Annotated in this window: 14 protein-coding genes; 11 read left to right on the forward strand and 3 right to left on the reverse strand. The window is 68.2% G+C overall.

The features are described 5' to 3' along the window. Nucleotides 1–97: 97 nt before the first annotated feature. The 11 genes from AB0M14_RS24385 to AB0M14_RS24435 all read left to right on the forward strand — a co-directional run bounded on the left by AB0M14_RS24385 (nt 98) and on the right by AB0M14_RS24435 (nt 14,483). Nucleotides 98–1,246, forward strand: coding sequence for an MFS transporter (locus AB0M14_RS24385; protein ID WP_364999058.1), 1,149 nt, complete (start codon nt 98–100; stop codon nt 1,244–1,246). Nucleotides 1,247–1,508: 262 nt separating this feature from the next. Then, nucleotides 1,509–2,957 (forward strand): nitrate/nitrite transporter, encoded by a 1,449-nt coding sequence (locus tag AB0M14_RS24390; protein ID WP_364998561.1) that lies wholly within the window; start codon nt 1,509–1,511, stop codon nt 2,955–2,957. A gap of 29 nt (nt 2,958–2,986) precedes the next feature. After that, the gene (gene nirB / locus AB0M14_RS24395; RefSeq protein ID WP_364998562.1) at nt 2,987–5,566 is read left to right on the forward strand and encodes a nitrite reductase large subunit NirB; all 2,580 of its coding nucleotides are present in this window, start codon (nt 2,987–2,989) and stop codon (nt 5,564–5,566) included. A gap of 64 nt (nt 5,567–5,630) precedes the next feature. Further along, on the forward strand, nt 5,631–6,014 hold the full coding sequence (gene nirD, locus AB0M14_RS24400) for a nitrite reductase small subunit NirD (RefSeq protein WP_364998563.1): 384 nt from the start codon (nt 5,631–5,633) through the stop codon (nt 6,012–6,014). Then, nucleotides 6,011–7,240: a uroporphyrinogen-III synthase gene (locus AB0M14_RS24405; RefSeq protein WP_364998564.1), complete on the forward strand. Its 1,230-nt coding sequence runs from the start codon at nt 6,011–6,013 to the stop codon at nt 7,238–7,240. Before nirD ends, AB0M14_RS24405 begins: the two co-directional genes overlap by 4 nt. After that, entirely contained in the window at nt 7,234–8,121 is an 888-nt protein-coding gene (locus AB0M14_RS24410; RefSeq protein WP_364999060.1) for a CbiX/SirB N-terminal domain-containing protein, read from the forward strand. Before AB0M14_RS24405 ends, AB0M14_RS24410 begins: the two co-directional genes overlap by 7 nt. Nucleotides 8,122–8,153: 32 nt before the next feature. Continuing rightward, complete coding sequence (locus AB0M14_RS24415) at nt 8,154–8,492, forward strand: TfoX/Sxy family protein (RefSeq protein ID WP_364998565.1); 339 nt, start codon at nt 8,154–8,156, stop codon at nt 8,490–8,492. A gap of 129 nt (nt 8,493–8,621) precedes the next feature. After that, the gene (locus tag AB0M14_RS24420; RefSeq protein ID WP_364998566.1) at nt 8,622–9,842 is read left to right on the forward strand and encodes a hypothetical protein; all 1,221 of its coding nucleotides are present in this window, start codon (nt 8,622–8,624) and stop codon (nt 9,840–9,842) included. Between the two features lie 32 nt (nt 9,843–9,874). Beyond that, nucleotides 9,875–10,492 (forward strand): hypothetical protein, encoded by a 618-nt coding sequence (locus AB0M14_RS24425; protein ID WP_364998567.1) that lies wholly within the window; start codon nt 9,875–9,877, stop codon nt 10,490–10,492. Further along, complete coding sequence (locus AB0M14_RS24430; protein WP_364998568.1) at nt 10,489–12,459, forward strand: PQQ-binding-like beta-propeller repeat protein; 1,971 nt, start codon at nt 10,489–10,491, stop codon at nt 12,457–12,459. Before AB0M14_RS24425 ends, AB0M14_RS24430 begins: the two co-directional genes overlap by 4 nt. Next, nucleotides 12,456–14,483, forward strand: coding sequence for a serine/threonine-protein kinase (locus AB0M14_RS24435; protein WP_364998569.1), 2,028 nt, complete (start codon nt 12,456–12,458; stop codon nt 14,481–14,483). Before AB0M14_RS24430 ends, AB0M14_RS24435 begins: the two co-directional genes overlap by 4 nt. Before the next feature lies 1 nt (nt 14,484). Here AB0M14_RS24435 and narI read toward each other — a convergent pair whose 3' ends face one another. Genes narI through narH form a run of 3 tightly spaced genes read right to left on the reverse strand, consistent with a single transcriptional unit; the run spans nt 14,485 to nt 17,695 of the window. After that, nucleotides 14,485–15,246: a respiratory nitrate reductase subunit gamma gene (gene narI, locus AB0M14_RS24440; protein ID WP_364998570.1), complete on the reverse strand. Its 762-nt coding sequence runs from the start codon at nt 15,244–15,246 to the stop codon at nt 14,485–14,487. Next, nucleotides 15,243–15,923, reverse strand: a complete 681-nt coding sequence (gene narJ, locus AB0M14_RS24445; RefSeq protein WP_364998571.1) for a nitrate reductase molybdenum cofactor assembly chaperone — start codon at nt 15,921–15,923, stop codon at nt 15,243–15,245. The genes narI and narJ overlap by 4 nt, the downstream gene beginning before the upstream one ends. Further along, nucleotides 15,920–17,695 (reverse strand): nitrate reductase subunit beta, encoded by a 1,776-nt coding sequence (narH, locus tag AB0M14_RS24450; protein ID WP_364998572.1) that lies wholly within the window; start codon nt 17,693–17,695, stop codon nt 15,920–15,922. The genes narJ and narH overlap by 4 nt, the downstream gene beginning before the upstream one ends.

Here is a 17,695-nt window from a genome sequence, read left to right on the forward strand (position 1 = left end):
CGCGGAAACCGCAACCCCTCGACCCGGCATCGACCGGGTCGAGCGCCGTAAGCGTGGGCTCGTAGAGGGTCGGTTGCTGGTATTGCTGGCGATCGTGATGTCGGCGCTCACGCTGCGTGTCGCAGTCACCGCGTTCAGTCCGCTCGCCGAGCGGATCGGCGCGGATATCGGTTATTCGACCGCCGTCATCGGTGTCTTCGGCATGATCCCGGCGGCCATGTTCGCGCTGTCGGGCCTGTTCACGCCGGTCCTGGTCGGCAAGTTCGGCCTGGAGCGCACCGTGCTGATCGCCATGGTGCTTGCCGGCGGCGGCATGCTGATCCGGGCCGTGGTCCCGAACACCGGCGAACTCCTGGCTTTCTCCGCGCTCGCCCTGGCGGGCATGGGTATCGGCAACGTCGTGATCCCGCCACTGGTCAAGCGCTACTTCTCCGATCGGCTCGCGATCGTCAGCTCGCTGTACATCACGATGGTGCAGCTGGGCACGGTCATCCCGGCGCTGATCGCGGTCCCGGTGGCCAACGCGCACGGCTGGCGGATCTCGCTGGGCCTGTGGGCCGCGATCGGGTTCGCCGCGGCGCTGCCCTGGGTCTGGGTGCTGCGCGCCCGGCGCGGGCACGACCTGGCCGACACCACGGCGCTGCCGTCCGACGACGAGCCCAAGGGCCAGGTCTGGCGGTCGCCGCTGGCCTGGGGCATGGCCGGCATGTTCGGCATGACCTCGCTGATCACCTACGCCATGTTCGCCTGGCTGCCGCGCATCCTGGCGGACGCGGGCGCCAGCGACGCCTTCGGTGGCACCATGGTCGGACTGTTCGCCCTGGTCGGGCTGTCGGCGGCGTTCACCGCGCCGACGCTGGTGGCCAAGGTGCGCAACCCGTTCCCGTTCGTTCTCGCGTTCGCCGCGTGTTTCTTCGTCTCCTTCGCGGGTCTGCTGATCGCGCCGATGAGCGTGCCGCTGCTGTGGGTGGTGCTGCTGGGCCTGGGCCCGAGCACCTTCCCGATGTGCCTGACGCTGATCAACATGCGCACCCGGAGTTCGCAGGGTTCGGCGGCGCTGTCCGGTTTCGCCCAGGGTGTCGGTTACGCCGTGGCCTGCTCCGGTCCGCTGGTGTTCGGCATGCTGCACACCGCCTCCGGCGGCTGGGCCGCGCCGTTCGCGCTGCTCGTCGTCGCGGTGCTGGTGATGCTGGCCGGTGCGTGGCAGGCGTGCAAGCCGCAGCTGCTCGAAGACACCTGGCGCTGATTCGAGTTGCGCGCCCGGGGGTGTGGCCGCATGATGGTGCGCGTCACACCTCACGGGGTTTCCTTTTCGATTTCGGGTCTTATTCACCGGCGGAAACCCTTGTGTCACATGCCCGAAACATTCCGGCGAAACTCACCCCGCTGACCGGAGATTCGTGAGCAACCGTTGATATAGCGGCAATTCAGGGCGACATTCCGGCAATACCCGTTTCCTACCGTTGGGCCTAACCGAATCCTTCGGGTTGGACACAGGTGGGAGGCCCTTGTTGAGCACGCTGACGCGTAACCGCAACATCGAGCACTGGGATGCCGAGGATGTCGCCGCCTGGGAAGCCGGCGGCAAGGACGTCGCCAAGCGGAACCTGATCTGGTCCGTGATCGCCGAGCACGTCGGATTCTCCGTCTGGTCCATCTGGTCGGTGATGGTGCTGTTCATGCCCACCGACAAGTACGGCATCGACGCGGCCGGCAAGTTCTTCCTGATGGCGGTGCCGACGCTGACCGGCGCGGTCCTGCGCATCCCTTACACCGTGGCCACCGCCAAGTTCGGCGGGCGTAACTGGACGGTGTTCTCCGCGGTGCTGCTGTTGATCCCGACGCTGCTCACGCTGTACTTCATCAACCAGCCGGGCACCTCGTACACCACCTTCCTGATCGTGGCGGCGTTCGCCGGTTTCGGTGGCGGCAACTTCGCGTCCTCGATGACCAACATCAACGCCTTCTACCCGCAGCGACTCAAGGGCTGGGCGCTGGGCATGAACGCGGGCGGCGGCAATATCGGCGTCCCGGTCATCCAGCTGCTGGGCCTGCTGGTCATCGCCACCCTCGGCAACGACTACGCCTCGCTGATCTGCGCGATCTACCTGGTCTTCGTGGCGATCGCCGGTATCGGCGCGGCGCTGTACATGGACAACCTGACCAATCAGAAGGCCGACCTGTCCTACATGGTCTCGGCGCTGAAAGTGCCGCAGTCCTGGGCGATCGCGTTCCTCTACATCGGCACCTTCGGTTCGTTCATCGGCTACAGCTTCGCCTTCGGGCAGGTGCTCCAGCTCAGCTTCAAGGCCGGTGGCGATACCGCCGTGCAAGCCACGCTGCACGCCGCGCAGATCGCCTTCATCGGCCCGCTGCTGGGTTCGCTGGCCCGCCCCTACGGCGGCAAGTGGGCCGACCGGATCGGCGGCAGCAAGGTCACCCTCTATGTCTTCGGCGCGATGATGGCAGCCGCGGTGTTGGTGGTCGCGGCGAGCACGCTGGGTGACCGCAACGGCGGAGTGCCCTCCGGTGGCGCGATGGTGGCGCTGGTTATCGGATTCATCGCCCTGTTCGTGCTCTCCGGATTCGGCAACGGCGCGGTCACCAAGATCATCCCGTCGGTCTTCGACGCCAAGTCCCGCGGCCTGGACCTGCCCGAGGCGGCCCGCGCCGCCTGGTCGCAGAACTGCGCGGGGGCACTCATCGGTTTCGTCGGCGCCATCGGCGCGCTCGGCGGCGTCGGCATCAACCTGGTGCTGCGCTCCTCCTACGCCTCGACCAACTCCGCGACCACCGCGTTCTGGGTCTTCATGGCCTTCTATGTGGCCTGCGCCGCGGTCGTCTACCTGGTCTTCCTGCGCCGTCCCCGCGCTACCGACTCCGACATCGTGGCCGAGGCCGAAGCCCTGGTCCTCGAAGCCGAAAGCACCTCTTCCAGCTCGTCGGCTCGCGCCTGACACCCGACCCCATCCAGGGAGGACATCTCATGAACAACGAATCCCGCAAGACCGCGGTGGTCGTCGGCCATGGCATGGTCGGGCACCGCTTCGTCGAAGCCCTGCGTGCCCGTGACGAGGCCGGCCAGTGGCAGGTCGTCGTCCTCAGCGAGGAAGCTCAGCCCGCCTACGACCGTGTCGGACTGTCGTCCTACGTCGGCGCCTGGGACCCGAAAGAGCTTGCGCTGCAAGGCAACACCTATGACGGTGACGTGCTGGTGGATCTGCGCCTGGGTGTGAAGGCCGACGCCATCGACCGGGAGGCCCGCAAGGTCACCACCTCCGCCGGCGCCGTGATCGGCTACGACGCGCTGGTGCTCGCGACCGGTTCGTACGCCTTCGTGCCGCCGGTGCCGGGTCACGACTCCGAGGGCTGCTACGTCTACCGCACTCTGGAGGATCTGGACGGCATCCGGGCCGCGGCCGAGGCCGCCGGGCCGGGCGCGGTCGGCCTGGTGGTCGGCGGCGGTCTGCTCGGCCTGGAGGCCGCCAACGCGCTGCGCCTGCTCGGGATGACCCCGCACGTGGTGGAATTCGCGCCGCGGCTGATGCCGGTGCAGGTCGACGAGGGCGGCGGCGCCATCCTGCAGAAGCTCGTCACCGACCTGGGCCTGCACGTGCACACCGGCGTCGGCACCTCGGCGATCGCGGTCGTCGAGGACGCTCCGGCCGCGGAACGGCTGGAGATCACGCTCTCCAACGAGACCGCGGTGCGCGCCGCGGTGGTCGTCTTCGCCGCCGGCATCCGGCCCCGCGACGAGATCGCCAAGACGGCCGGCCTGGAGGTCGGTCCGCGCGGCGGCGTCATCACCGACCTGGGCCTGCGGACCTCCGATCCGAACATCTACGCCGTCGGCGAGGTCGCCGCGATCGAGGGCGTCTGCTACGGCCTGGTCGCCCCCGGCTACACCACCGCCGAGATCGTGGCGGACCGACTGCTCGGTGGCGCGGGCGAATTCCCGGGCGCGGACCTCTCGACCAAGCTGAAGCTGCTCGGGGTGGACGTGGCCAGCTTCGGCGACGCCTTCGGCGCCACCGAGGGCGCGCTGTCGGTCGTGCTGCACGACGCCGCGAAGGGCACCTACGCGAAACTCGTTGTCTCCGATGACGCCAAGACCCTGCTGGGCGGCATCCTGGTCGGTGACGCGTCGGCCTACGCCGCACTGCGGCCGCTGGTCGGTTCCCCGCTGCCGGCCGATCCGGCCGCGCTGATCTCCCCGACCGGCGCCGAACTCGGCGCCGACGCGCTGCCCGACGAAGCCCAGATCTGCTCCTGCAACAACGTTTCCAAGGGCTCGATCTGCGGCGCCATCGCCGAGGGCGCCTGCGACGTGCCCGCCATCAAGAGCTGCACCAATGCCGGAACCTCCTGCGGCGGTTGCGTTCCCATGCTCAAGAAGCTGCTGGAGCAGTCCGGCGTCGAGGTCTCCAAGTCGCTGTGTGAGCACTTCGCGCAGTCGCGCGCCGAGCTGTTCCACATCGTGCAGTCGACCGGCATCCGGAAGTTCTCCGATCTGATCGCCCGGCACGGCAAGGGATCCGGCTGCGATATCTGCAAGCCGACCGTCGCCTCCATCCTGGCCTCCACCTCGAGCGATCACATCCTCGACGGCGAGCAGGCGGCGCTGCAGGACACCAACGATCACTTCCTGGCCAACCTGCAGAAGAACGGCACCTACTCGGTGGTGCCGCGGATGCCCGGCGGTGAGGTCACCGCCGAGCAGCTCATCACCATCGGTGAGGTGGCCAAGGAATTCGACCTGTACGTCAAGGTCACCGGCGGCCAGCGCATCGACCTGTTCGGCGCGCGAGTGGACCAGCTGCCGTTGATCTGGAAGCGCCTGGTCGAGGCCGGCATGGAATCCGGTCACGCCTACGGCAAGTCGCTGCGCACCGTGAAGAGCTGCGTCGGGTCCACCTGGTGCCGCTACGGGCAGCAGGACTCGGTCGGCATGGCCGTGCTGCTCGAAAAGCGTTACCGCGGTTTGCGTTCCCCGCACAAGCTGAAGCTGGCGGTGTCGGGTTGCGCGCGGGAATGCGCGGAGGCGCGGGGCAAGGACGTCGGTGTCATCGCCACCGAGAACGGCTGGAACCTGTACGTCGGCGGCAACGGCGGTCTGACCCCGAAGCACGCGGTGCTGCTGGCCGGTGAGCTCGACGACGAGACGCTGATCCGCTACATCGACCGCTACCTGATGTTCTACATCCGCACTGCCGACCGTTTGCAGCGCACCGCGCCGTGGCAGGAAGCGCTCGAGGGCGGCATGGATTACCTCAAGCAGGTCGTCTGCGAGGACAGCCTCGGCATCGCCGCGGATCTGGAGCAGGCGATGGCTCAGCATGTCGATGGCTACCGCGACGAATGGGCCGCGGTGCTCGACGACGAGGAGAAGCTGTCGCGCTTCGTGTCCTTCGTGAACGCCCCGGCCGAGGCCGATCCGACGATTTCGTTCGACGACAGCGGCGAGCGGAAGGTGCCGGTGCTGTTGGGTACGCCACAGTACTCACCCACCCCGCCGACTTCGTCGGCTGCCATCCCCCTGGTCCCGACTGCTACGCCCGGGAAATGACGGCTTAACCCCATAGAAACAGGACGCCGGTACCAATAGGTAAGGCGTTTGGAGGATGACACCGATGACCGTGATCGATACCCCCGGCATTGCACCAGCTACCACCATCGGGTGGACGCAGGCCTGCCGTCTCGACTACCTGATCCCCGGCCGCGGCGTTGCGGTGTTGCTGAGAGGTGGCCAGCAGGCCGCGTTGTTCCTGCATACGGACGGCACTCTGTACGCCGTAGGCAATATTGATCCGTTCGGTCGGGCCGCGGTGATGTCACGTGGGCTCGTCGGTGACCGCGGCGGTGTGCCCGTAGTGGCTTCGCCGCTGCTCAAGCAGGCGTTCTCGCTGCTCGACGGCCGCTGCCTGGACGACGAAACCGCAGCGCTGCCGGTCTACGCGGTGCGCGTGGACGACGGCATCGTGTCCGTGGCCAACGCGCCGGCGGAGACCCCATGACCGCCGCCGACCAGGGAGCTTGCCTGGCCGGGTTCACCATCGGGATCACCGCGGCCCGCCGCGCCGAGGAATTCGGCACACTGCTGACCCGCCGCGGCGCGAATATCGTCAACGCGCCGGCCATTCGGATCATTCCGCTGGCCGACGACACCGAACTGGAGCGGGTCACCCGCAAGCTCGTCGACGAACCGCCGCAGATCACCGTCGCCACCACCGGCATCGGTTTCCGCGGCTGGATGGAAGCCGCCGAAGGCTGGGGCCTGGCCGAGGAACTGCGCGCCACCCTGGCCTCGACCCGGATGCTGGCCCGCGGCCCGAAAGCCAAGGGCGCCATCCGCGCCGCGGAACTGCGCGAGGAATGGTCGCCGGCCTCGGAGTCCTCGGCCGAGGTGCTCGACCACCTGCTCGCCGAAGGCGTCGAAGGCGTGCGCATCGCCGTCCAATTGCACGGCGCCACTACCGAATGGGAGCCGGTTCCGGACTTCTGTGAGGTATTGCGTTGTGCTGGTGCGGATGTCGTGCCGGTACCGGTGTACCGGTGGACGCCGCCGCAGGATCAGGGCCCGATGGATCAGCTGATCGAGGCGATCGTCACCGCGAACCTGGACTGCGTCACCTTCACCAGCGCCCCCGCGGTGGCCTCACTGCTGATGCGCGCCAAGGAAACCGGGCTGTTGGAAGGCGTGCTGCACGCGCTGCGCGGCCGGGTGCTGCCCGCCTGCGTCGGACCGATCACCGCGGCCCCGCTGGAAGAGCTCGGCGTGCCGACCTCGATGCCGGGCCGGGCCCGGCTGGGCGCGCTGGCGCGGCACGTCGCCGAGGAACTTCCTCGGCGCGCCAACCGGATTCAGGCCGCGGGCCATCTCATCAGCGTGCGGGGCGCGTGTGTCGTCGTCGATGGGACGGTGCGTCAGCTGGCGCCCGCGCCGATGGCGTTGATGCGCTCACTCGCCCGGCAGCCCGGCCGTGTGGTGTCGCGGGAGGACCTGCTGTCCGCACTCCCCGGCGGCGGTGACGACACCCACGCCGTCGAGACCGCGATCGCCCGCTTGCGTGCGGGCCTGGGCACGCCGAAAGCCATTCAGACAGTGGTGAAGCGGGGCTACCGGCTCGCGCTGGACGCCGCCGACTGCGCCGACGACGACGTTCGCCCGGCGGCGCGCCCGCACGGCATCGCCGCCCCGGTGCGCTCGCCGCGGTACGCCCAGACGATGGGCAGCTGGTGACGACCCCGGCGCTGGTGCTCGTGGCGCACGGCACCAGAAGCGCACGAGGCGTCGAGATGATCGCCGCGCTCGCCGAGGCGGTGGCCGCCGAATTGCGTGCTCCGGCCCGCGGTTCCGCGGAATTGGGCTCGGTTCGGCAGCTGTCCCGGGAATTCGGCGCCGCGGTTTCGGGGCGTGGCGCCGCTGCCGTGCATCGCTGCGGCGGTTCCGAGGCGGTCACTCCGGCGCGCGAATGCTGCGCCGTCGTTCGCGAGCCGGAGTCCCCCGCGGTGCGTACCGCTTTCGTCGATGTGCTCGGCCCGTCGCCGTCGGAGGTCCTGCGCGACCTGCACGCCGGCCCGGAAGCCGTTCCCGCCGTGGTGGTTCCGGCCTTCCTGGCCTCGGGTTACCACGTCTACCAGGACGTCCCGCGCGAGGTCACCGAGAGCTCGCATCCCGCGGCCGTCGTCACTCCGGCCATGGGCCCGGACCCCGCGCTGGCCCGCATCATGGCGCTGCGCCTGCGCGCGGCGGGCTGGCGTCCCGGCGACGCGGTCGTCTTCGCCGCGGCCGGTTCCTCGGACGCTCGCGCTCGCCACGATGTCCGCCGCGCGGCCGCCATGCTGACCGACCACCTCGGCGCTCCGGTCCGCATCGCCTACGTGGCCACGGGCACGCCCCGGGTCCCCGAAGTCGTTGCCGACCTTCGTGATTCCGGCGCCGGACGCGTCTTCATCGCGTCCTACCTGCTCGCCCAGGGCCTGTTCCAGCAGCGCCTGCACGACGCGGGCGCCGACGGCGTCGCCGAACCCATCGGCGTGCACCCGGCCGTGGTCCGGCTGATCGCCGACCGCTACCGGACCGCCGCCCGGGATCTGACCCAGGCGCGCTCGGCCTCCTGAACTTGTCGGTGCCCTGGTCCACACTGTGACCTATGGCATACGACGAAGAGCTCGCCGAGCGGATCCGGGAACTCGTCGAACCCGGCCCGCACCTGGTCGAGAAGAAGATGTTCGGCGGTCTCGCCTTCCTGGTGAGCGGTCATATGGCCGTCGCCGCCAGTGGCAAGGGCGGCCTGCTGGTCCGCGTCGACCCGAAGGAAGAAGACGACCTGCTCGCGGCCGACTATGTCGACATCATGGTGATGGGCGGTCGCGAAGCCCACGGCTGGCTGCGCGTCACGCCCGAAGCCGTCGACGACGATGAGGTGCTGCGCGAGTGGGTCGATCGCGGCGTCGCCTACGCCCGATCACTTCCGCCGAAGAAGAAGTAGAAATTTCGACATAGTTCGGGCGTACGACCAAGCGTGACAAACCGGTAGAAAATGCAGCTGCCGAGGTCGAGTTTCCGCGATACAGTTTCCCCGCGCTGTACGGCGCGGTCGGTTAGGGAGGACTCGACCATGGTGGAAAGCAGTGGTCCGGGCGACGTGACCCAGCCGTCGGATCGGCCGGGGGGTGATTCGGGTCCGCCGACGCTGGATCGGGTTGTCGCCGAACATGGTCCGATGCCGGAGTCGATGGTGCGCGGCATCGGGGTGCGGCTCGCCGAAGCGCTGGCGGCCATGCACGCGCTGCGACAGGTGTTCGGGGATCTGCGGCGCGAAACAGTGCTGGTGGATGCCGATGGAGCCCGGCTCGGCCGGGCTCAGCTGCCCGCCGGCCGGCAGGTATCGGCTGCCGACGACGTGTACGCCCTGGGCGGCGTGCTGGTGTTCGCCGCGACCGGGCGCACGCCCTTCCAGGAGCAGGGGCTGGACGCGCTGCCACCCGGCTTGCGAACGGTGTTGCGGGACTGCCTGTCCGACGACCCCAGCCGCCGCCCCAGGGCGGACGAGCTGGCGCGGGCGCTGGCGGACACCCCGGCGCAGACCACGCGGCTCGCGCCGCCACCGTTCCCCGGCGATGCGCAGGCCACGCAGCGACTACTACCGGAAGTACCTGCGGTGCCGCCACAATACGATGCCGCACAGCCGGATTCACGCACCCGGCTTCCGTGGATCATCGCCGCTGTCTGCGGCCTGCTCGTAGTGATCATTCTGGCGACCGTCGGGGTCGTCGCGGCGACGCGCGACAACGACGACGCTCAGGCGGCAGCCGCTCCGAGTGCCGGTCTCAGCGGAAAGGCCGATCCAGCAAAGAAATACACCGCCGCGAGTCTCGGCGACGCGTGCGCTCTGCTGGATCTGCCCGCCGCGGAGAAAGTGATCGGGAAGCAGAGCGGGACACCGCTGGGCGACAAGATCGAACTACCGTCGATCGCGGACACGCTCTCCTGCAACACGATGAACGACCACGGGTTCATCATGTTGCACATCGAGGTGTCGGATCAGATGACGATGGTGCGGCAGCTCTACGACCTGCACCGGGCCACGGGCCTCGGCACCACCGGATCCGGAGTTACCGCCAAAACCGTGAGCGGGATCGGTGACGACGCCTATCTCGTTGTGCACGAACCCAATAACGGCAACAGCCAGCAGATCAGTTGCCAGCTCGGATTCCTCCAGGCGAACGTGATCGCCATCGTGAACCTGTATCTGTCCGAGGACGACGGCAGTACCCGCGACAAGCTGACGGAATACTGCCAGCATCAAGCCAGGACCGTGCTCGGGAGACTGAAGTGACGCGGGCGAAGGGACCGTGGTTGGCGGCGGCCGTGAGCGTACTTGTTCTGGCCGCGACCGTGGTGTTCGCGGTAGTGATCCTGTCGGGCAGCGACAGCGTGGACAAGAGCGCCGCGGGCAGCACTTCCACCACCACCTATCAGCCCGGCCCCCAGTCCATCGACAAGGCGGGGAAGTACAAGCCCGGCAAAGTCACCAATGCCTGTTACGCGGTGGATCTGCCCGCGATCGCACGTCTCGGTTACCCGGCGAAGGGCGAACCCGTGCACGAGGAAACCGATACGGGCACCGGCGGTTCCCTCGAATGCTCCGCCGATTTCGAGAACGCGAGCTTCGCCGGCCAGGCGAACTTCGACTGGGATTCCGACAATAGCCTCTTCGAGGAGTCCAAGGCCCGCGCCATCGCGGCCCCTCCGGCCGATACCACCGCGGCCGCCATCGCCGGGCTGGGTGAGTCCGCGTACTACACGATGGCAGACCGTAGCGGTGCGAACCGCACCGATATCGAGGTGAAAGTGGAGGCGAAGGACTCGAACCTGTTCGTGCGCATCACCTTCCGCGTGTCCGGCTTCGATATCCAGGCCGATCGCGAGGCGGTGCGGCAGGCCGCCGAATTCCAGGCGCACACCATGCTGGTCCGGCTGCGGTGACCACCGAGACCGTCGGGCCCTACCGAGTGCTCGGCCGGATCGGCTCCGGCGGCATGGGCGACGTCCTGCTCGGCCGATCACCCGGCGGACGGCAGGTGGCCATCAAGCTGGTCCATCGGCATCTGGCGCACGACACCGAGTTCCGCGCTCGATTCGCCCGCGAAGTGCAAGCCGCCCGTGCGGTCGGCGGCTTCTACACGGCCGCGGTGGTGGATGCCGACTGGGAAGCGACCCAGCCGTGGCTGGCCACGGAATACATTGTGGGACAGTCGTTGAAGCAGCTGGTGACCGACCACGGCCCGCTCCCGGAGGAGTCCGTGGCGGAGCTCGCGGCCGGGATCGTCGAAGCCCTGTCGGCGATTCACGCGGCGGGCGTGACGCACCGGGATCTGACGCCGGGCAATGTGCTGCTCACCGAATCCGGACCGCGCGTCATCGATTTCGGCATCGCGAAGCTGATCACCGAGACCCGGGCGGTCACCGCCACCGGCGCCCTGATCGGCACGCCCGGCTACATGTCGCCGGAGCACGTTCTCGGCGGCGCGGTCGGGCCGGCCAGCGATGTGTTCTCGCTCGGCTCGGTGCTCACCCTGGCCGCCACCGGGCACGGGCCGTTCGAGGACAAGAGTACGGCGCGGGTGCTGGACCGGGTCGCGCACGCCGCGCCGAACCTGGACGGGCTGCGCGAAGGGCGACTGTATCGAATCATCGTGGCCTGCTTGAACAAAGACGCCGACGCGCGACCGTCGACGGCGGATCTGCTGGCAGCGCTGGGAGATCAGCACGCGGAAACGGCCCCGCACCGATGGCTGCCGCCGCCGATGATGCAGGCGGTGGCGGCGCCGCCGCCGGTCGAACCGGTGGAACCCGAGCGCAGGACGAACCGCCGGATGGTGCTGGCCGCTGCCGGAGCGGGCCTGGCGATGCTGGCGGGCGCAGCCGTCGCGAGCAAGGTCGCCGTGGACCGGATCCACGTGAAAAGCCCTGCCGCCCAGCGAAGTCCGGGCGGAACGCTGCGGTGGAAGGCCGATATCGGGACATTCGTCGGCACCATTTCTGAAAAGAATCCGCCTGCGGTCGACGCCAATTCGGTCTACGCCGCGAGTATCGACGGGTCGGTCTACGCGTTGGATCTCGCTGCCGGCGCGGAGCGGTGGAAAGCCCCCATGGACCAGCAGCCGGCGCAAGGGCCGGTGCATTTCGGTGGAAAAGTGTTCGCCACCAATAGCAAACGCGGTCTCTGCGCCTTCGATGCCGCGACCGGAAACAAACTGTGGGAAAGAGACGACTTCAGCGGCGCCGTCGCGGCCGACGGCGGAATGGTGTTCAGTGCGCTGTCCGGGATGAGCAACGGGATCGTCGCCTTCGACGCCGCGACCGGGGACCAGCGGTGGATCGCGCTGACCGATGGCGACACCGCCACGGTGCCGATCGCCGCCGGCGGCGGTGTGGTCGTGACGGTGACCAAGGCTGGGGAACTGTGCCTTCTGGACGCCGCGTCGGGCGCGGTGCGCTGGCGGGTCAGCGATGAGAAGGACCGGTTCTACGGTTTGCAGACCCCGGTGGTGTCCGGTGGCGCCGTCTTCCTGCCGACCTCGAACACCTTCCGCTCCTACGATGTGCGCACCGGTGCGGAGCTGTGGCGGGTCGACCAGGACGCGGACGTGCTGGCGGTAAGCGGTGACACCGTCTTCATATCCGGCTACGACCGCGCCTACGCCTTGGACGCGAAGGAGGGCACCGTGAAGTGGTTGTATCGCGGCAAGCCCCAGATGACCCGCGCGCTCGCGGTGGGCACTGACTCGGTGTACTGCGTCAATGACAAAGTGCTGTACACGCTGGACATCGACTCCGGCGACGAGCGCTGGACCTTCACCGCCGACGCCGAGCTGGGCGGTGTCGCGTTCGGATCCGGCACTGTCTACGCGGTGTGCGACGACCGCAATCTCTACGCGATCAACGCATGAACGCGCCGCAGATTCCGCAGCCGGTGCAGCGACTGGCCGACGACGATCCCCGCAGCATCGGCAAGTATCGGCTGCTCGGGCGGCTCGGGTCGGGCGGTATGGGCGCGGTATTCCTCGCGGTGTCGCCGGGGCGGCGGCTGGTCGCGGTCAAGCGGGTGCACCCGCACCTCGCCCGGGACCGGGAGTTCCGGCAGCGCTTCGCCCGCGAGGTACAGGCCGCGCGGGCGGTGGGCGGATTCCACACGCCCGCCGTCGTCGATGCCGACGTCTCCGGTGCGCTGCCGTGGAGCGCGACCGAGTACATCGCCGCGCCGGCGCTGGACCAGGTCGTGGCGCGATTCGGGCCGCTGCCGGTGGAATCGGTCTGGGAACTCGCGCGCGGCATGGCCGAAGCGTTGCAGGCCATCCATGCCGCGCGGGTCGTGCACCGCGATCTCAAACCGTCGAATGTGCTCATCGCCGCTGACGGCCCGCGGGTCATCGACTTCGGCATCGCCCAGGCCCTGGGTGACGGCCAGACCGTCACCCTCACCGGCGGCGTGATCGGCACGCCCGCCTACATGTCGCCGGAGCAGGCGCGCGGTGATTTCACCGGACCAGCGAGCGATGTGTTCGCCCTGGGGTCGGTACTGGTTTTCGCGGCCTCGGGTCGTGGACCGTTCGGCGACGGTGACGCCATGGCACTGCTCATGCGGGTGGCCAACGGCGCACCGGATCTCGCCGGAGCGCCACCGGGAACACTCGGTGACATCGTGGCGCACTGTCTTTCGGACAACCCGGCGGATCGGCCGCGCCCGGCCGATCTGCTCGCCGTGTTGAACCGGCCGGCCCGGCCCGCATCGCTGGACTGGCTACCGCCGGAGGTATCGGACGGCACCCGCGCGTACTCGCGTGCCATCGATGACATCACCCAGCACGCCGACTTCGAAGTCGTGCCCGCGACGCGGCGGCGGTTCCGGCCCGAACTGCTGATCGCGCTGCTCGCGGTCATCATCCTGGTCGTGGCGGGCGGTCTCGCCTATAGAACCCTGAGTGATTCCGGAAGTAACACGGCCACAACAACTTCGATCGCACCGACGATCGCCGCGGCCAAACCGGTCCGGATTCCGGCCGAGGTGAGCCCGCGCACGCTGTCCCTTTCCGCCGACGGCTCCCAGCTCTTCGTCGTCGGTACCACCGGCGGCGCCGAGTTCCTCAGTAAAGTCGGCGGCGTCCAGTTCATCGACACCAAGACGAATGCGCCCCTCCGCACCGTCAAATTCGATCTGGACAAAACCGAGAAGTTCGATCTGGACACGTCCGACGCGGCGGTGGTCGCCCCGGACGGCCGCCGCATCTACGCGCCGTCGAAAGCCCGAAAGGTCGTGCGGATCCTGGACGGGGTGACCGGGGCGGAGATCGGTGAGCTGGGCCCGGTCGAGGCGCCGCGGGTCGCGGGGATATCCCGGGACGGCAAGCTGATCTACCTACCCGACGGCGACGGACTCGCGGTATTCGACGCCGAAACAAAAGCCCGTGTCGGAGCACGCATTCCGATCGGTCGCGCGCCTGGTCGAATCTGGCCGGCCCCGGATGGCGGCAAGTGGTTCATCAGCGAATACGGCCTGCTGAATCTCGCCATGAAGGACATCACCGTCTACAAACCCGGCACCGGTGCGGTCACCACCCTCGAAATCGGCACCAGCCCGCACGACCTCGCCTTCTCCGTCGACGGCACCCGCGCCGCCGTGGCCACCTTCAACGCCAACCGCGTCATCCTGATCGACACCGCCACCGAAACCGTCACCGGCAGCGTCGATCTCGGGACCCACACCGCCGGCGTCGCCCTCTCCGCCGACGGCTCGCGCGCCTACGTCGCGTTGCTGTCCACCGCGACCGTATCCGTCATCGACACCGCGACCGCGACCGTCATCGATACCGTCCGAGCCGACCAGGAACCCCAGAGCATGGCCCTCTCCGCCGACAATCGGCTCTATGTAGCCAACACCGGATCCAGCTCGGTCTCCGTCATCGCCCTGGGCTGAATTACGAGCGCCAGCGTTCCGGGGTGACCGGGGCTTCCCAGGCGCCGGCGTAGCGCTTGGTGTCGGGGGCGTTGGATTCCTTGGCGCGGTACACGATGTAGGGGCGGGTCAGGTAGCCGATGGGGGCGCTGAACATGTGGACCAGGCGGGTGTAGGGCCACATGCCGAGCAGGGCGAGGACGACGAGGCCGTGGGCCTGGAAGGTCCACGGCGTGTCGACCATCAGTTCCGGCTGCGGGTTGAGGGTGAAAAGGCTGCGGAACCAGGGCGATACGGTTTCGCGGTAGTTGTAGGTGCCCCACAGCAGGTTGCTGCCCCAGGTGTTGAGCAGGCCGGTGACCAGGGCGGCGGTCAGCAGGCCGTACATCAGCTTGTCGTTGCCGGTGGTGGCTTTGCGCACCGCGGTGACCCGCCAGCGCCGGTACAGCAGGATGCCGACGCCGGCCAGCACCATCAGTCCCGCGACGGATCCCGCGCCGACCGCGATGATGTGGTAGGTGTGCTCGGAGATCCCGACCGCGGCGGTCCAGGATTCCGGGATCAGCACGCCGAGCACGTGCCCGCCGAAGACGCCGAGCATCCCGAAGTGGAACAAGGGGCTGCCCAGGCGCAGCAGCCGGCTCTCGTAGATCTGGGAAGACCTTGTGGTCCAGCCGAATTGGTCGTTGCGGTAGCGCCAGACGTGCCCGAGTACGAACGAGGTGAACGCCACATAGGGCAGGATCAGCCACAGTTCGGTGGGCAGGTGCGGGACGTAGTTCATCGGCGGCCTCCGGCAGTGTCGAACAGGGCGGGATCCATGGCGAAGGGATCCAGGCCGACCTCTTCCTCGGGGGGACCCTGGGCCGCGAGTTCGGCGATCTTGCGACGGTCGGCGGTGGTCAGCGGCGGCAGCGTCGCGACCACGGCGCCGAGAAGCCCCGAGTAGGGAGATCCGGTGTCGGACAGCGACAAGCGCAGTAACTCGATCACCGGAAGATGCTCGCCGAGCAGCCGTTCGCCGCCGATCGGGTCGACGGTGGCGGCGAACTCCAGCAGCACCGGAAGATGGTCGGGCAGTTCGTGATCCCCCAACTCCACGCCCGCGTGCTTATAGGCGTGCTTGAACCGCAGCAACGCCATCCCGCGCTTGCGGGTGTCGCCGTAGGCGTAGAACGTCAGGTGCATGCTGGCGCGCCGGCGCAGGTCGAAGGTTTCGACATAGGACGCCGCGAGCTCCAGCGGCGGGGTGGTCCGCAGATGGTCCAGCAGTACGCTGAAGTATGGCCGCATGTGCTCGGGCAATTCGGCGGTGGCGCTGGACAACTGGTCCAGCATCCCCAGCACCGACTCGTTCGGGTAGTCCAGCAGCAGCGCCGCCATCCGCCAGACGAGGCGCCGTTCGTGCTCGGAGATCCGGATCGCGGGCTCGGGTCTGCGCCGCACTTTCAGCAAACTCATTGCGCTGCTCCGTTGACGGTGACGGACGGCGATCCCGGCCCGGCGCCGTTGCCGGCCGGGATCGTCGTGCCGTTCGCGGCAGCGCCGTTGCTGCCGTTGCTCGTCTCGCCGTGGGATCCGGAACCACGGGTCCCGTTGGCTCCGGATCCGTTGGCGCCAGCGCCATTTGCCGACCCCCCTGCGGTCGGTATCAGCCCGCTGGTGCTCTTCCCATCCCAGTTCAGCAGGTTGATCCGATTCGATTTCTCTTCGGGCGCGGCGCCATTGGTGTCGGTGAGGTGAAACTTCTCCACCATCTGATCGAACGCGGTCATGCCGGGCCCGCCGTCGGTGTCCAGGCTGCACCCGGTGGCGAGCGCGTCGAGCTGATGCGCCTCCGAACCGGCCCCGTTCGGAATCACGTAGCGGTCTTCGTATTTCGCGATCGCGAGCAACCGGTACATCGCCTCGATCTCCTCGGGCTCGAGCCGCACGTTGGGCGCGATCGAGGGATCGGGTTCCTCACCGAGATTGACCGACCGCATGAACGCCCGCATCCCGGCCAGCCGCTGCAACGCGGCCCGCACCGGGCCGACGTCGCCGGCGGTGAACAGTTCGGCCAGGTACTCCACCGGAATGCGCAGCGCGTCGATGGCGCCGAACAGGTTTCGCGCGTCCTCACCGTCGTGCCCGGTCTCCGAGAGCACGTCGACCACCGGCGAGAGCGGCGGCACGTACCAGACCATCGGCATGGTCCGGTATTCCGGATGCAGCGGCAGTGCGATCTGGTAGTCGACGATCAGCTTGTAGATCGGCGAATTCTGAGCTGCCTCAATCCATTCCGGCGAGATTCCGGCGCGCTCGGCCTCGGCGACGACGCGTGGATCGTGCGGGTTCAGGAACACCCCGAGCTGCGACGGGTACAGGTCCTTGGTGTCGGTGACCGAGGCCGCCTCCTGCACCTTGTCCGCGTCGTAGAGCATGACGCCGATGTAGCGCAGCCGCCCCACACAGGTCTCCGAGCACACCGTCGGGATGCCGACTTCCACGCGCGGGTAGCAGAAGGTGCATTTCTCCGCCTTGCCCGTCTTGTGGTTGAAGTAGATCTTCTTGTATGGGCAGCCGGTGACGCATTGCCGCCAGCCGCGGCACTTGTCCTGATCGACCAGGACGATGCCGTCCTCGGCACGCTTGTAGATCGCGCCGGACGGGCACGACGCCGCGCACGACGGGTTCAGGCAGTGCTCGCAGATCCGCGGCAGGTAGAACATGAAGGTCTCTTCGAACTCCAGTTTCACCTTCTCCGACAGCCGTCCGAGCAGCGGGTCCTTACCGACCTGCTCCGGGCCGGAGCCGAGATCGTCGTCCCAGTTGGCGCCCCAGGTGACTTGCGTATCCTCGCCGGTGATCAGCGATTTCGGCCGCGCCACCGGAACGGTGTCGGTGGGCGGGCTGGACAGCAGGTTGTCGTAGTCGTAACTCCACGGTTCGTAGTAATCCGACACTGTGGGCATGTCGGGATTGGCGAAGATGTTGAGCAGCCGCTTCATGCGCGAGCCCGACTTCAGGGTCAGCTTGCCGCGCTTGGTGAGCGTCCAGCCGCCCTTCCACTTCTCCTGGTCCTGATACTGCCGCGGATAGCCCTGTCCCGGACGGGTTTCCACATTGTTGAACCAGACGTACTCGGTGCCGCCGCGATTGGTCCAGGCCTGCTTGCAGGTGACCGAGCAGGTGTGACAGCCGATGCATTTGTCCAGGTTCATCACCATGGCCATTTGTGCCATAACGCGCAT

It is taken from the genome of Nocardia sp. NPDC051832, from assembly GCF_040681285.1.
In the GTDB taxonomy this organism is placed as follows: domain Bacteria; phylum Actinomycetota; class Actinomycetes; order Mycobacteriales; family Mycobacteriaceae; genus Nocardia.

Excerpts from the sequence above, each read along its gene's own strand:
- nirB (WP_364998562.1), top strand. The coding sequence starts at position 2,987 with ATGAACAACGAATCCCGCAAGACCGCGGTGGTCGTCGGCCATGGCATG.
- narJ (WP_364998571.1), bottom strand. The coding sequence starts at position 15,923 with ATGAGTTTGCTGAAAGTGCGGCGCAGACCCGAGCCCGCGATCCGGATC.
- nirD (WP_364998563.1), top strand. The coding sequence starts at position 5,631 with ATGACCGTGATCGATACCCCCGGCATTGCACCAGCTACCACCATCGGG.
- narI (WP_364998570.1), bottom strand. The coding sequence starts at position 15,246 with ATGAACTACGTCCCGCACCTGCCCACCGAACTGTGGCTGATCCTGCCC.
- AB0M14_RS24435 (WP_364998569.1), top strand. The coding sequence starts at position 12,456 with ATGAACGCGCCGCAGATTCCGCAGCCGGTGCAGCGACTGGCCGACGAC.
- AB0M14_RS24415 (WP_364998565.1), top strand. The coding sequence starts at position 8,154 with ATGGCATACGACGAAGAGCTCGCCGAGCGGATCCGGGAACTCGTCGAA.
- AB0M14_RS24405 (WP_364998564.1), top strand. The coding sequence starts at position 6,011 with ATGACCGCCGCCGACCAGGGAGCTTGCCTGGCCGGGTTCACCATCGGG.
- narH (WP_364998572.1), bottom strand. The coding sequence starts at position 17,695 with ATGCGCGTTATGGCACAAATGGCCATGGTGATGAACCTGGACAAATGC.
- AB0M14_RS24385 (WP_364999058.1), top strand. The coding sequence starts at position 98 with ATGTCGGCGCTCACGCTGCGTGTCGCAGTCACCGCGTTCAGTCCGCTC.
- AB0M14_RS24420 (WP_364998566.1), top strand. The coding sequence starts at position 8,622 with ATGGTGGAAAGCAGTGGTCCGGGCGACGTGACCCAGCCGTCGGATCGG.